The sequence below is a fragment of the Psychrobacter sp. T6-5 genome (genome assembly GCF_052258485.2).
In the GTDB taxonomy this organism is placed as follows: domain Bacteria; phylum Pseudomonadota; class Gammaproteobacteria; order Pseudomonadales; family Moraxellaceae; genus Psychrobacter.
On record NZ_JBQQEY020000001.1, the window covers coordinates 2650658 to 2663761 of the forward strand.

General features: G+C 43.6%; 12 protein-coding genes and 2 tRNA genes. 4 read left to right on the plus strand and 10 right to left on the minus strand.

The annotated features are described in order from the left end of the window. Nucleotides 1–35 precede the first annotated feature (35 nt). The 5 genes from ACTXGK_RS25945 to ACTXGK_RS25965 form a co-directional block, all read right to left on the minus strand. Nucleotides 36–1169, minus strand: a complete 1134-nt coding sequence (locus tag ACTXGK_RS25945; RefSeq protein ID WP_443517636.1) for an extracellular solute-binding protein — start codon at nt 1167–1169, stop codon at nt 36–38. A 277-nt stretch (nt 1170–1446) separates the two neighbouring features. Continuing rightward, complete coding sequence (locus ACTXGK_RS25950) at nt 1447–2169, minus strand: 16S rRNA (uracil(1498)-N(3))-methyltransferase (RefSeq protein WP_443517635.1); 723 nt, start codon at nt 2167–2169, stop codon at nt 1447–1449. Further along, nucleotides 2166–3785 (minus strand): 3-deoxy-D-manno-octulosonic acid transferase, encoded by a 1620-nt coding sequence (locus ACTXGK_RS25955; RefSeq protein ID WP_443517634.1) that lies wholly within the window; start codon nt 3783–3785, stop codon nt 2166–2168. The genes ACTXGK_RS25950 and ACTXGK_RS25955 overlap by 4 nt, the downstream gene beginning before the upstream one ends. A gap of 119 nt (nt 3786–3904) precedes the next feature. After that, the gene (locus ACTXGK_RS25960) at nt 3905–5404 is read right to left on the minus strand and encodes a tetratricopeptide repeat protein (protein ID WP_443517633.1); all 1500 of its coding nucleotides are present in this window, start codon (nt 5402–5404) and stop codon (nt 3905–3907) included. A 109-nt stretch (nt 5405–5513) separates the two neighbouring features. Next, nucleotides 5514–7154 carry a cardiolipin synthase gene (locus tag ACTXGK_RS25965; protein WP_443517632.1) on the minus strand — a complete coding sequence of 547 codons (1641 nt, stop codon included), beginning with the start codon at nt 7152–7154 and terminating at the stop codon, nt 5514–5516. Nucleotides 7155–7433: 279 nt separating this feature from the next. Between ACTXGK_RS25965 and ACTXGK_RS25970 the strand changes: the two genes are divergently transcribed. The 4 genes from ACTXGK_RS25970 (at nt 7434) to ACTXGK_RS25985 (ending at nt 9435) form a co-directional block, all read left to right on the plus strand. After that, nucleotides 7434–7509 (plus strand) — tRNA-Val (locus ACTXGK_RS25970). A 37-nt stretch (nt 7510–7546) separates the two neighbouring features. Beyond that, a tRNA-Asp gene (locus ACTXGK_RS25975) sits at nt 7547–7623 on the plus strand. 290 nt (nt 7624–7913) lie between these two features. Then, nucleotides 7914–9041: a threonine synthase gene (locus ACTXGK_RS25980; protein WP_443517631.1), complete on the plus strand. Its 1128-nt coding sequence runs from the start codon at nt 7914–7916 to the stop codon at nt 9039–9041. Nucleotides 9042–9057: 16 nt separating this feature from the next. Next, nucleotides 9058–9435 (plus strand): RidA family protein, encoded by a 378-nt coding sequence (locus ACTXGK_RS25985; RefSeq protein WP_443517630.1) that lies wholly within the window; start codon nt 9058–9060, stop codon nt 9433–9435. On the opposite strand, the gene ACTXGK_RS25990 is transcribed toward ACTXGK_RS25985, so the two are convergent. The 5 genes from ACTXGK_RS25990 to ACTXGK_RS26010 all read right to left on the minus strand — a co-directional run bounded on the left by ACTXGK_RS25990 (nt 9385) and on the right by ACTXGK_RS26010 (nt 13050). Further along, nucleotides 9385–10275 (minus strand): LysR family transcriptional regulator, encoded by an 891-nt coding sequence (locus ACTXGK_RS25990; RefSeq protein WP_443517629.1) that lies wholly within the window; start codon nt 10273–10275, stop codon nt 9385–9387. The genes ACTXGK_RS25985 and ACTXGK_RS25990 overlap by 51 nt on opposite strands. Before the next feature lie 377 nt (nt 10276–10652). Continuing rightward, a complete protein-coding gene (modB, locus tag ACTXGK_RS25995) occupies nt 10653–11354 on the minus strand; it encodes a molybdate ABC transporter permease subunit (protein ID WP_443517628.1) in 702 nt (233 codons plus the stop codon). A gap of 46 nt (nt 11355–11400) precedes the next feature. Next, a complete protein-coding gene (gene modA, locus ACTXGK_RS26000; protein ID WP_443517627.1) occupies nt 11401–12231 on the minus strand; it encodes a molybdate ABC transporter substrate-binding protein in 831 nt (276 codons plus the stop codon). Further along, nucleotides 12224–12715 carry a molybdenum cofactor biosynthesis protein MoaE gene (locus ACTXGK_RS26005; RefSeq protein WP_443517626.1) on the minus strand — a complete coding sequence of 164 codons (492 nt, stop codon included), beginning with the start codon at nt 12713–12715 and terminating at the stop codon, nt 12224–12226. Before ACTXGK_RS26005 ends, modA begins: the two co-directional genes overlap by 8 nt. A 53-nt stretch (nt 12716–12768) precedes the next feature. Continuing rightward, nucleotides 12769–13050: a MoaD/ThiS family protein gene (locus ACTXGK_RS26010; RefSeq protein ID WP_443517625.1), complete on the minus strand. Its 282-nt coding sequence runs from the start codon at nt 13048–13050 to the stop codon at nt 12769–12771. Between the last annotated feature and the right edge of the window lie 54 nt (nt 13051–13104).

The following is a 13104-nucleotide window of genomic DNA, read 5'->3' on the forward strand; positions in this document are numbered from 1 at the left end:
ATTTTGAGCTTGGTATCACGATGACTGGCAGTCCTTTATTTATAACCCGCTTTGTCCATCATTTGAATGGCTTGAGTTTGTAGCTCACCAAATTTCTGTACGTTGATATCGTCTTTTTTGAACTCACCCCAAGATCTCAGCATTTCTGACTCATCAATCCCTTCTTTGACTGGAAATTCTTTGTCTGAGCTGGCATAAAGACCTTGCGCCTCATCAGATGACAACCACTCAATCAGTTTAAGCGTACCGTCTGGATTGTCTGACCCTGCAACCACGCCCGCGCCTGAAACGTTTACGTGTGTACCAGTGGTGCCTTGGTTTGCCCAGAATATTTTCACAGGGAAGTTTGGTTTTTCGTCTAATAGACGGCCATAGTAATAACTGTTGGCAATACCGACTTCACACTGACCAGCAGCAATCGCCTCTAGCATGGCGGTGTCATCGCTGAATACGTCAGTGGCAAGATTATCAACCCAACCACGGATAACAGCTTCTGTTTTCTCTTCACCCAAATGCTCTATCATGCTGGCGACAAGCGACTGGTTATATACCTTTTTAGAAGTACGCAAGCATAGTTTGCCTTTCCACTTTGGATCCGCCAGATCTGCATAAGTCGATAATTGATCGGCGCTGACTTTGCTTGGGTCATAAAAGATCGTACGCGCGCGCAGTGATAGACCTGTCCACTGACCTTTTGGATCACGATACTTTGCAGGGACATTGGCCTCTAGCACAGACGACGCTACTGGTTGTAGCAACCCTTGCTGCGCTGCTTGCCATAAGTTACCAGCATCAACCGTCAGTAGCATGTCAGCTGGAGTGTTTTGACCTTCCGCTTGCAGGCGCGCCATCAGTGGACCAGTTTTGTCTGTGACAAGTTCGATTTTGACACCAGTCTGTTCAGTATAGCGGTCTAGCAATGGCTTAATCAGCTGCTCATTACGTGAAGAATAAATAGTAATTGTTTGACCATCTGCACTGGTTGCACCGTCATCATTCGCTGCTTGCTGTTCAGTTTCAGTACCAGCCTCTGTTGTCTCTGTCTCCACGCTGTCTTCGGTTGTAGAAGAATTGCTACAGCCAACCATTCCCAACATCAGGCCAAATATGGCAGCAGACAATGCAGGCTTGGTGGTGACTAGATTAGTGCGGACGGTGTTCAGTGGCATGGTTTTCCCCATAGTAATGCGATAAAAAAGATACGGCAAATAGTGAGATAAAATGGTCAAAGCCCCTGTTTGTTGGGATTCGTTGGACCATAATTATGGAAACAACATACTAATAGAAATGAGATTAATTATCAATACATTTATCTAACCCAAGATGCTGAAATTATTTGGCTTATTAGTCATTTTCTAAAGCTAAGTTGTGCCAAAAACAGCTCTTGTGTTTTTGTACTCCTATAATCTTGTGAATGGCCAATATAGTAACGAATGCCAAACCAATTTAGAGCAACCACTGCCCTAACATAACATTGACCGCCGCTTCTGTACGCAATATACGCGGCCCTATATGTACTGGCGTGCACCCGTGCGCGGCGAGTAGCGCTATCTCATAATCGATCCAACCGCCCTCAGCGCCGATGCAGAGCAAACTGGGTAATTCTAATGCTGCATCTAATTGTCGAAATTCAGAAAATGACTGCTCAGCATAAGGGTGTGCAACGATGGCTTGATTACTCACCAAACTGGTAAGCGTATCTTCGACAAATGGCTTAAATCGTTTTTGTAGCGTAATGCGAGGTGCAATGGTATCAACTCCTTGTTGCAACCCTTCTAATACAAACTCATCAAGACGCTCGAGCATCGGACTTTGCCAATAGCTTTTTTGCGTGCGATAGCTGTTGACAAGCACAATATCACGTACGCCAAGCGCCGTCATATCCATGATTAAACGCCGCAATACTTTTGGCCGTGGCAGCGCTAAAACAACCGTCAAATCCAGTTTATCAGGCGGGGTAATAGTGAGCTGAACGTCACATAACTGAATGCTATCAGCAGCAATGCCCTCAATGACAGCTGTACCAAGATTGCCACCAAGTTGCCCAATTTTGAGTGTGTCACCGACTTTTGCGCCCAGTATGTTATTGACATGGTCGACTTGTGCTAGGGCATTGATACTTGCCGTGTTTGCAGAGAAATTTTCAACGGGCAGTAATATACAATTCATAATATCTCTTGCCCTAAATTTTGAGGAAAATATTGCTCAATAACGTCCTCAATCATCGTAAACTGACGAGTCAACACTGCTTGCTGTTGTACGGTTATTGTCTCACCAGCCTGCCCTGCGTGTATCGCTAATGGCAAATCACTTAACCAAGTCTCTAGCCACTGATAAACAAGTGCGGTGTCATCAGCGCTATCAGTACCGTGCTGATGATTTGCTATAATTTTAGCGCACTCATTTGAACCATTTATCGTGATTGGACGATAAAATTTATTGTTTGGCTGATATAAAGCCCCTACCTCGGCCAGCTTATCGACCACGCTTTGGCACGATTGGGTGTAACGACCCATGATGACAGGTGTTGCCACGCTAGCAGGCTCAACTGGATTGTGTCCGCCTATATCTACTAGCGACCCTCCAACCAATGCGACATTTGCCAGTGTATACCAAGTCATCATCTCACCCATGCTGTCCGCCAGATAGACTTGCGTGTCTGCATTGATGCCCTCATCAAGACTGCGCCGTGCCATTACTAGCCCAGTCTTTTCGATCAATGATGCAATTTCATCAAAGCGTTCAGGATGCCTAGGCACGATGATAAGTAATGTATTGGCTAGTGATGAATGCGATAAGATCTGCTGATGTAACGATAGCGCCGTCTCTTCTTCGCCATTATGAGTGCTTGCTGCCACCCAAACTGGTCGGTCTGCTATCGCAAACGCTTTTGCCAGCTCATTTTTTTTGGCGAGCGCATTTTTCTTAGAGGGTATCTGCGCACGTGCCTCTTCTGTATCACCAGCCTGCTCACTAGAATCAATCGCCTTATCATCGATTTTGGGCGTATTGATGACCCACTTTAGCGACCCTGCCACGCGGATCTGTGCGCTATCCGCCCCCAATTGACGGAAGCGTTTAGCAGAATCGCTGTCTTGCGCAATGATGAGCGCAAGGTTTTTCATCATGCTGGTGCTCACCGCACCGATTTTTTGGTAACTTTTAAAAGAAGAAACCGAGAGACGACCATTGACTAGAATACTTGGTATCTGATGCTCAGCAAGCTTGGTCAAGATATTCGCCCATAGTTCAGTTTCGACAAACAGCGCGGCGATAGGCTGTACATGCGTCAAAAATGTCTCAATCACGGCAGGAGTATCGACAGGGACATAACTGTGGCTCATGCGGTTTTGAGCGATTTCATCTGCAAACCGACTGGCTCCGCGAGCGAACCCTGTTTGCGTAGTATTGGTCAACCATATCTGATAGCCACTAGCCAGTAATGCGTCTAATAAAGGCGCAACCGTATTGGTCTCACCCAGCGATACCGCATGACACCAAATCACACCTTTATTACTGTTATTACTGTTATTACTGTGACCAGTAGTCTCTGGACGCGCTGGATACTGCTTGCCAAAACGCTGAGCAACTTCTTGCTGATAATTGTCACGTTTGTGAGAGCGGCGCCATACTTGCAGACGGTATAGCGGCTTTAACACACCGATCAGAAACTGATAATAAAATGGCGTCTGGTACACTGTACGATCAGTCAGCGGCTTATTGTCTAGTAGCATGGTATCAGTGGAGTTGGACGAGGCGTCAGATGAAGTATGAGATGATGGCATGGAGTAGCCCAGATTAGTAATGAATCAAACAGCAGAAAGGTAAATGTAAAAACGCGCCAATTCTACCTGAAATCAGCGCGTAACAATAAACTTTTAAAAGTTTACTGAGTAAATAGCGATTAGACGATAATCAGTATCAATACCGCGACTATGATCACTGCACCAAACAGTAACTGATAGCGCTTGATACTGTGTTGCTCTTGTTTTTGTGTCGTGATCAATGCTTGCGCTTGCTCCCATTGTCGTACTAGATTTGCAGCTTCCGTATGTCCGTTGTCTGCGGCTTGCTCTAGCCAGTATTTGCCACTATCAATATCTTGTGATACGCCTACCCCTTGATAGTACAGCTTACTAAGCAAACGCTGGGCACGGCTGTCGTTTTTGCTAGCGGCTTGCTTCACCCATTCTACACCAGATTTTTTAGCTTCCTCATTATCTGCCGTGAGTCCTTCGCCAAGCAACTCATACATCGCCAAGCGCAGCATAGCAGCCGTATTACCCGCTTCTGCAGCGGCCTGTAATGCTAGCAATGCTTTGTTTTTTGCTGCTATATGATTGTCTGAAAAGACAACTTGGCCACGCGGTTTGTCCTGCTTGCCAATGTGCCGCTCAAACTGATCGAGAACTTTGCAAGCTTGCTGATATTCACTAGCGCCTGATGCTTGTGGTACCTCAATCTCATCTAACTCTATGAGCAGCTGGGTAAATAACTCTGGTGTCGGTGGGATTTTCACAGTCGATGTAGGCTTAGTGATTGGCGACTCTATCTTCGTCAGCTCAGGATTTACTTGAGGATCTGGTTGGTGCGGCGCGTTACTCACTAATGGTTCAGATACAGTAGTTGCAGCAGAAGGGCGCTCGATATTGGCTGATACTACATTAACATCATCGAATTCATTATTTACTGGTACGTCCTCTGAGGGCTCATAGTGCTTAGCAGATTGACTTGTACTGATAGTCGTACTCGAATCTATCGTTGAGTGAATGCTTTGGGTCGTATTATTCGTTGCGACCTCGGTCGCTTGACCACTAGAAATTTTCAAAGAATTCGCTTGATCCGATAAATCTGGCAATCTTGCGCTGACTGCTTGGTATAGTCCACTCGCCGCTTGTCCACCTTGTACCGCTTTAAACGGCCGATCAATATTGCCAAATAGACGTAGCCCTATTGGCTCTAAAGGAAAAAATAAAGGCAGAGCATCAGTCGCCGCATTATTATCACCATAGCCAACCGCCATATGCTGATAAAAGTCATCGGTAATCAATGACAATTCTGGATAGCGCTTACGTAGCTCAAACTGACCATACCAGCGTGGTCTATTTTCCCACTGCTGTGCCAATACGCGACCTGCATAAAATCCTAAAAATACCATAAAGTTGCGATAGTGCTCATCGACCAATAGCGTCGCCTCGTTCCATATACCGCCTTTGATCATGTCACGCCGTACCTGAGACAATAGCGTGTCGATACGCTGTAAGCTCTCAAGCGACTCATCTAGCGCACAATTATGCAGCTGTGTCTCATATGCGATCCCACCTGCGATAGGACGCCCAGCTAAGAAATCTTGCCAGTAGCCTTCTGCAATATAGTCAAGTGGTGTTAAGGGCGAGGCAGACATAGACAGACGTGTCCTTTTTTAGATAAGTTGATTATAAAGGCAATGATAATGATTAAAAATATGAGCATAAAAAACACGGACAGGTTACCTTAACCTAAAATTCAGCGCGCTACAATAAAGGACTAAACAAGCGTACGACATTATCAAATAAGCGTTTTGATCCATGGCGCTGCTGCCACTCTTCATTGTCCAAAATACGGCAACTTTGTAAATATATTTCTTGACAGTCAGCCACTTGAGCGACCATCTCTGGCGTATAAATCGCCAAGCTGACTTCCATGTTTAAATAAAAACTGCGCATATCAATATTGACCGTGCCAAACAGGCAGTAGTCATCATCGATAATCACGGTTTTTGCATGTAGCAATCCCCCTCGAAATAGCGCAATGGTCACGCCAGCATCTAGCAGCTCTTGATAATAAGCTTGTGAAGCATGCTGCACCAAAAACGAATCGACTTTTTCAGGAACAATAATCGTCACTTCAACGCCGCGTTTTGCCGCTATCGTCAGCGCACCCGATAGCGACTCATCCGGTACAAAGTAAGGTGTGGTAATACGAATACGCTTATTGGCACGGTGAATCACAGTCACTAACGTATTGTAAATTACATGCGCTGTCAGCTGCGGTGCTGACGGTATGAGCTGTGCCATCACCTTGTCTACGACAGGCATCTTTGGTATCACAATTGAAGTGCTACCGATATCTGGCTGCTCATGATAATCAATCGTGTCGCCCAACACCTTTACTCGACTGTTCAGATCGTTGATAGTTGGGTCCATCACATACAATTTACGCGTGTAATTGTTAACTCGCTGATGTAGCTCAGCGAGATTGTCGTTATTTTCAGCACCAATATCAGTAACAATAACTTTAGCCATGGCGGTATTGATACTAATAGAGTGCTGGCTGGTGGTTCTGATCGCCACATCAATCCACTGTCCGACATTTTTATTTTGCTTAAAAAACCTCGGATCGACCAAATTAAAGCTACCGATATAGCCAATATATTCGTCAACGACCACCATCTTACGGTGATTACGCAAATCCGAGCGTTTAAATAAGGTCTTAAGCAATCCCACTGGCAGCGACTGATGGACAAACACACCGGCTTTTTCTAATTTACGATGGGCACTACTATTAATAAAACTAAAGCTGCCTACGCTATCAGCCAGTATGTGACACTCAACACCGCGCTGAGCAGCTACTGACAACGCCTCTATCACATCGAGTACTTTTCCTCTGGGATATACAATATAAAACTCCATAAAGACAATGCGCTGCGCTGCATGAATATCCTCAATCAAACGCTGAAAAATCGATGCAGGATCTGTTAATAACTGCATTTGATGATCGGGAAATACTCCTAGCCCTGTCCAGCGCGTTCCTATTTGGCTCACACCGCGGTATTTTATGGGTAGCAGCTCTTGTCCTTTATCAAATACCAGATGCTCGCGCCGTGCCATGTCATTCATCATGATGCTTGCTTGATCCACGCGCTCACGGTAGCGTCGTCCAATCATCGGCTCGCCCAGTAGTATGTACGCAATCAGACCGAACACGGGTACAGTATAAAGCACTGCAATCCAAGCAATGGATACACCAATATTACGCTGCACTGATACAACGCGTAACGTCATAACGATCATCAGCATAATATGAAATATCAGACCTAGACCTGCGTACTCTCCCCACGTCCAGTTGGTAAAGATCTGCCCAATCGTAAAAATATCTATGCTGGCCTCCCTCAATCATGCTCAAAAAACAAAGTATCCGTAGTATAGTAGCTTTTCGCTGTCAAACAACTGCTAACAATCATAACCTGCCTCTAAAAAATACAAGTAAGCGTCCACCATATATTACTGTTTTTAATACCATTAAAAATTTATTGCCGATTATTTCATAAAATAGTTAAAATAACGTTTGACAGCCAAGTGTAAATCTATATAATACACACCCACAGCAGCAGAGCTTAGTGACAAACGTAGCGCTCAGTTGATGTTGAATAAATTGCATCGCAATTGCTCGAAGGGTGATTAGCTCAGTTGGTAGAGCGTCTGCCTTACACGCAGAATGTCGGCGGTTCGAATCCGTCATCACCCACCACTTCTTAGCAAGTGGCTAAACAAGCTAAGAGACCTAAGCAGCGGTAGTTCAGTTGGTTAGAATACCGGCCTGTCACGCCGGGGGTCGCGGGTTCGAGTCCCGTCCGCTGCGCCATATTTAAAACAAATTTAGACCTTTGGGTTTAAGCAAGTTTCGCCTCAAACATTAGATTGTTTGGGGTTTTTTTGTGTCTGTAGAATTATATAAGCATCTGATTTATATAAATTTATTTTTTAGTCAGATCATAATGGCTTAACAATCGCTATTAATTAGACCAATTGCTTAAACTAATTCGAAACCTTACCATCAATTCCAAGCAGGCATACAACGTATTTGAATCTTTCTCTTACTGATCGCCCGTATTGCTCATATCCTATGTAAAACAAACATTACTAAGGATTAATATGAAATATATATGCACGAATTGTGAAAAAGAATACGTGCCAGCACCACTTCTTATCCGCTGTGATTGTGGCTCCGCGTTATGGGTCAAACCTGAGAAAACTTTTTCAAAGTCAGATCTTATCACTGATGACTTTACCATGTGGCGGTACGCCAAAGCCTATCCGCTAGATAAGAAATCCATTGAGATCACCTTTAATGAAACTATTACTCCATTAGCATCTGCCAAAATCGGTCATATAAATATTTTAGCAAAAATGGATTCATTAATGCCAACGGGTTCTTTCAAAGATCGTGGTGCCGCCATGGTCGTCAACTATCTAAACTCACAAGGTATACGAAGCATTTCTGAAGATTCAAGCGGCAATGGTGGTTCAGCCTATGCTGGCTACGCTGCCAAAGGAGGATTGAACTGCAATATTTTCGTGCCAGCAGGGACGTCACTTGGAAAAACCGTTCAAACTCGGGTATATGGTGCGCGTTGCTTTGAAATTGCAGGCACACGCGAAGATGTCGCCAATGCAGCGATGAACAGCAAAGCGACGCATAACAGTTATTACGTTGGTCATAATTGGCATCCGTTGTTTATCGAAGGGGTTAAATCCATCGCCTACGAGATATGGGAGCAATGTGGTTACAAAGCACCAGATAACTTTATCACACCAGCAGGTAATGGAAGTTTATTAGCGGGTGCCTACTTAGGTTTTATGGAGCTTTTGAGGGGCGGCGCTATAGACAAGCTACCAAGGCTATTTGGCATCCAAACCGAAGGGATTCAGCCTTTTATACAAAAATTCAATCAAGAAGAAATTAAAATTGGCTCAACTAGTACTCTTGCAGAAGGGATTAAGATTCAACGCTCATCTCGACTCAAAGAAATTGTTAAGTTTGTTCGCCAATCGAATGGTAACTTTATTAGTGTGAGCGAGTCACAGATCAAAGAAGCATTGCATATGATGGGTAAACAAGGATTTTTTATTGAACCTACGTCAGCTGCCGCTTTTGCCGGTATCAAAACATTGATTGATACAAACCAAATTATTGAAGGACAAATCACTATTGGTGTGATCACGGGAAACGGTCTTAAATCGACAAACACCTTGCAAGACTTACTGATCAATGCTGAATAACGATAAGGCGTCTCAAATGGAATATATTCAAACTGACAATGCACTCAAGCCTGCAGGTCATTACAGCCAAGCGATTAAACATGCTGGACTACTTTATATATCTGGTCAATTGCCTATTAAACCTAACTCTGGTGAAAAAGTGACTGGGGAAATAAATATTCAAGCTCGACGCGTATTCGATAACCTAAAACTGATCCTGAATCAGGCTGGTACTGATCTCAATCAAGTGATTAAATTGGTTATCTATATTTCAAGCGTGGAGTTATGGAATCAAGTCAATGACATCTGCGGCGAGTATTTTGTTACCCACAAGCCCGTTAGAACCATTGTACCAACACGAGATCTACACTTTGGTTTGAGTATCGAGATCGATTGTATCGCTGTTTGTCATTGAGTCGTAGGAGTACTTGCAAAGCTTCTGAACCAAGTTCTTGACACGACTCATACCATAGCTCTTTTGCCTAACACAAATATTCACAGGTCGAACAAGATCGTCTAATTCTGCAAAGTAATATATGTTAGATTTTTCTATACACAGCCCATTAATAATCGATAATGGGATGAGTGCAGCTGCTGCCCCACTTAACGCGAGGTGTGCAGCTGCATGATAAGAGTCGAGCTGCATTATAGGCTTAATATTGAGTCTATCCAATATGGCTAATTGATAAGAATTAGCAGAATTACTTAAATCCGTAGTAATTAACTGTGTAGGCAAGGTCTTTAGTGGCTCATTACTTACTATATAAAAATGTTCATCAAACAAATAAAAGGTAAGCAACCCAGTGCTTGCTGGTAAATAGCCTGCACTTAGGCCCATGGTCGCCTTCCCAGATTTGACGTTTTCTATAATTCTTGGCGTGTGGTTAGTGGATAGTATAATATTCCTATCAAGCTGAATAGCTGATGAAAGTAGGTCACTGAAGTATCCTGAGATTAGCGTTTCTGAACAATCAATTTTAATCGGTGAATCATTACTATCGATGATACTTTGGTCATAGATTTGACCACGTAGTTCGTTAAAAGTCGGTCCAACATTATTTATTAAAGCGATAGCATCATTCGTCAAGCGTACGTAACGGCCTTGAGGCTCAATGAGCTTTTTACCTATTTTCTTTTCTAAATTATGGATACGCTTACTTACAGCAGACTGGCTTATAAATAGTAAGCTACCCGTTTTACTCATCGTCTTTGCTTCAGCGAGAACTAATAACGTTTCAATCCCTTCTAATAACATATCGTGTCTTCTTCATATACTAAAGGTACTGGTTTTTAATCATTATATGCCAGACTTTAGATAGTCACGGTGTTTAACTCACTGCGATTAATAGTCTGTACTATAACTAACTTGCCTAATAAGCAAGAGAGTTTGTAAGGTCACGCTAAAGGCCGTGGGTTCGAGTCCCGTCCACTACACCATTTCTTGTAAACAGCTAAAACGAATTTAAACTGTTAAGTTTAAGCAAGTTTCGCCTCAAACATTAGATTGTTTGGGGTTTTTTTGTGTCTGCGTTTTTTGTCTATGTTCCTTCTAATATAACTACCTCTCGATAAGCATCTATTTTGTATTAGCAATATTTATAATCATCCAGCAGACGTGCAGGTATTTTAGTGTTATGGACGCTGACTCATGCGACTCACACTAGCAATCAACGCCACCATTACCACGCCCATGATAATCAAAATGCCAGACATCATATGCGCCGCCTCATAGTTAAGTGCTTCTACTTGCTCGTATATCGCAATCGACACTACTTTGGTCTCCCCTGAGATACTACCTCCGATCATCAGTACCACACCGAACTCACCAATGGTATGGGCAAAGCTCACCAAACTACCCAAAATAATACCCACGCGCGCTTGCGGTAAGGCTACCTTGACAAAGCGGCGCAGACGACTGGGCTCTAACAGATGCGCGACTTCAGTGACACTTTGCGGAATACGCAAAAACTGTGCATAAACAGGCTGTATATAAAAAGGCAATGAGTAAATAATGGAGCCAATCACCAGACCTTCAAAGGTAAAAATTAAAGGGCTAATATTGTGCTCAATCAGCCATTTACCGATACCCATACTTGGACTTAGCAGTAATAATAAATAAAAGCCAATAACCGTAGGTGGTAGTACTAGAGGCATAGCAATAATGCCCATAAGCAGAATTTTGAAACGCCCAACTGCCTTCTTTCGACTTGGTTTGGCAAGCCAATAAGCTATAGGGGTTGCAAACAACAGTAAGCACAAGGTCGTGACAGAAGCGAGCTTAATACTCACCCAAAAAGGACTGAGCATATCTGACATAAGAGATTGGTCGATCATATAATGTCACGGCTCGTTTTATAGGTAGAGTGTCTAGGCTAACGGATTATTGAATGGGCAGGTAGCCTGCTTGCGCGAAGTGCTGTTGTCCTGCATCCGAGCGCAAGTATTTGGTAAACGCTGCTGCTGGGACTGTATTATTGATAACGATACCATCCTGCAGAATAGCTGGGTAGGACGCTTTTGGTAAAGTAATGAACTGCTCAGGTTTAGCTTTTATCGCAACAAGTTGAGACTGCGCCACAAAACCATAGTCTACGCTACCTGTATGCGCGTATTGAAATGCTTGGCCAATATTCTCTGCCTGTATCAGGCTTTTTTGTGCATGTAATTTATCATATATCTTTTGTGATTGCAGATAGGCTTTTGCAGACGCACCATAAGGAGCGAGTTCAGGGTTAGCAATAGAAACTTTGCTATCATCTTTGAAACTAGCACTTGTAAACGCGTCAATAAGAGATGCTGGCGTAAAATCATTCAAAGGTTTTGTGACACTATAGAGTGCAAGCTGACCTCTGGTATAGGTAAAAGGTAAAGCGGTTTCATCAGCAAGCTTTGCAGGGAACTCTTGATTGGCAGACAAGAATATATCATAAGGGGCGCCTGCTTTGATTTGAGCATATAGCTTGCCAGAAGACGCGTAAGTGACTTCGATATCTAAGTTGTCTTGATTCAATATATTACTATCCGTTTGATAGCTATCAATGATATGAGGTAGGACATCAGATAAGTTGGCTGCCGCTGCGATACGTAGGGTTTGGTGCTCAGCACTTGTCGCAGCCGCCGATTCTGTATTCGTACTGTTATCTGGTGTACAAGCATTTAGCACTAATAGCGTACCTATCGATGCACAGACAGCGGCGAATGACTTAACCATTATTGCTGAGCCATTTAGACGAGTCGTCTTCGTAATACTCTTGTTTCCACACAGGAATATCCGCTTTGATGGTATCTAATATCCAGCGGCAGGCATCAAATGCAGGATATCGATGCGCCGACACTACCCCAACCCATACAGCAACATCACCAATTTCTAGAGCACCGATACGGTGTATGGCAATAGCATGAGTGATCTCAAAGCGCTTTTTGGCCTCTTCCATAATGGCACGGCCTTGATTGATGGCCAAATCTTCATAACCGTAATACGTAAGACGATCCACACTCGCGGCATTGTTATGGTTACGCACTCGCCCTTCAAAGCAAACAAACGCACCGCAGCTGTCATTGTCTAACGTACTTTTGAGCTTATTTTCGTCAATTGCAATATCGAGCAATGCAAAACCGTCGCGCTCAGCAATAAGGTACGCCTCATCGCTACTACGTTTGATGGTCATTGAGTGGTTATGGACGTTATCTGTCATTTCTTTTCTCTGTCTGCTCTACTTGTGGCTTATAGCCGCTTATAAATGTGTGTCTAACCACCAGCGACTGGGGTGATAAAAACCACGCTATCGCCGTCATTGATTTGATCTGTCCATTTGGCGAAATAATCGTTCACTGCCACCCGTAGCTCTGCTTGCGGACGGCTAAAACGATGCTTTTGACTAAGCTGCTCGTATAGTTCAGTTAATGAGGTGTTTTGGGGTAATTTGACAGTTTCTTGCTGACAGTTGGCCTCATCTGCCAAACTGGCGAAATACATGACGTTGATATCCATCGTTGATTCGATATCAGCTTTTGTCTCAATAGCACTCATAAACATCTCCTTTCTTTGCAAGCGTCCTTGCTTGATATTCGGTATTTCTCTAGT

What these genes read in the sequence shown, in the direction of transcription:
- modA (WP_443517627.1), bottom strand. Translation starts at nt 12,231, where the DNA reads ATGGTTAAGTCATTCGCCGCTGTCTGTGCATCGATAGGTACGCTATTA.
- ACTXGK_RS25955 (WP_443517634.1), bottom strand. Translation starts at nt 3,785, where the DNA reads ATGCCATCATCTCATACTTCATCTGACGCCTCGTCCAACTCCACTGAT.
- modB (WP_443517628.1), bottom strand. Translation starts at nt 11,354, where the DNA reads ATGATCGACCAATCTCTTATGTCAGATATGCTCAGTCCTTTTTGGGTG.
- ACTXGK_RS25990 (WP_443517629.1), bottom strand. Translation starts at nt 10,275, where the DNA reads ATGTTATTAGAAGGGATTGAAACGTTATTAGTTCTCGCTGAAGCAAAG.
- ACTXGK_RS25985 (WP_443517630.1), top strand. Translation starts at nt 9,058, where the DNA reads ATGGAATATATTCAAACTGACAATGCACTCAAGCCTGCAGGTCATTAC.
- ACTXGK_RS25980 (WP_443517631.1), top strand. Translation starts at nt 7,914, where the DNA reads ATGAAATATATATGCACGAATTGTGAAAAAGAATACGTGCCAGCACCA.
- ACTXGK_RS25950 (WP_443517635.1), bottom strand. Translation starts at nt 2,169, where the DNA reads ATGAATTGTATATTACTGCCCGTTGAAAATTTCTCTGCAAACACGGCA.
- ACTXGK_RS25960 (WP_443517633.1), bottom strand. Translation starts at nt 5,404, where the DNA reads ATGTCTGCCTCGCCCTTAACACCACTTGACTATATTGCAGAAGGCTAC.
- ACTXGK_RS26005 (WP_443517626.1), bottom strand. Translation starts at nt 12,715, where the DNA reads ATGACAGATAACGTCCATAACCACTCAATGACCATCAAACGTAGTAGC.
- ACTXGK_RS25945 (WP_443517636.1), bottom strand. Translation starts at nt 1,169, where the DNA reads ATGCCACTGAACACCGTCCGCACTAATCTAGTCACCACCAAGCCTGCA.
- ACTXGK_RS26010 (WP_443517625.1), bottom strand. Translation starts at nt 13,050, where the DNA reads ATGAGTGCTATTGAGACAAAAGCTGATATCGAATCAACGATGGATATC.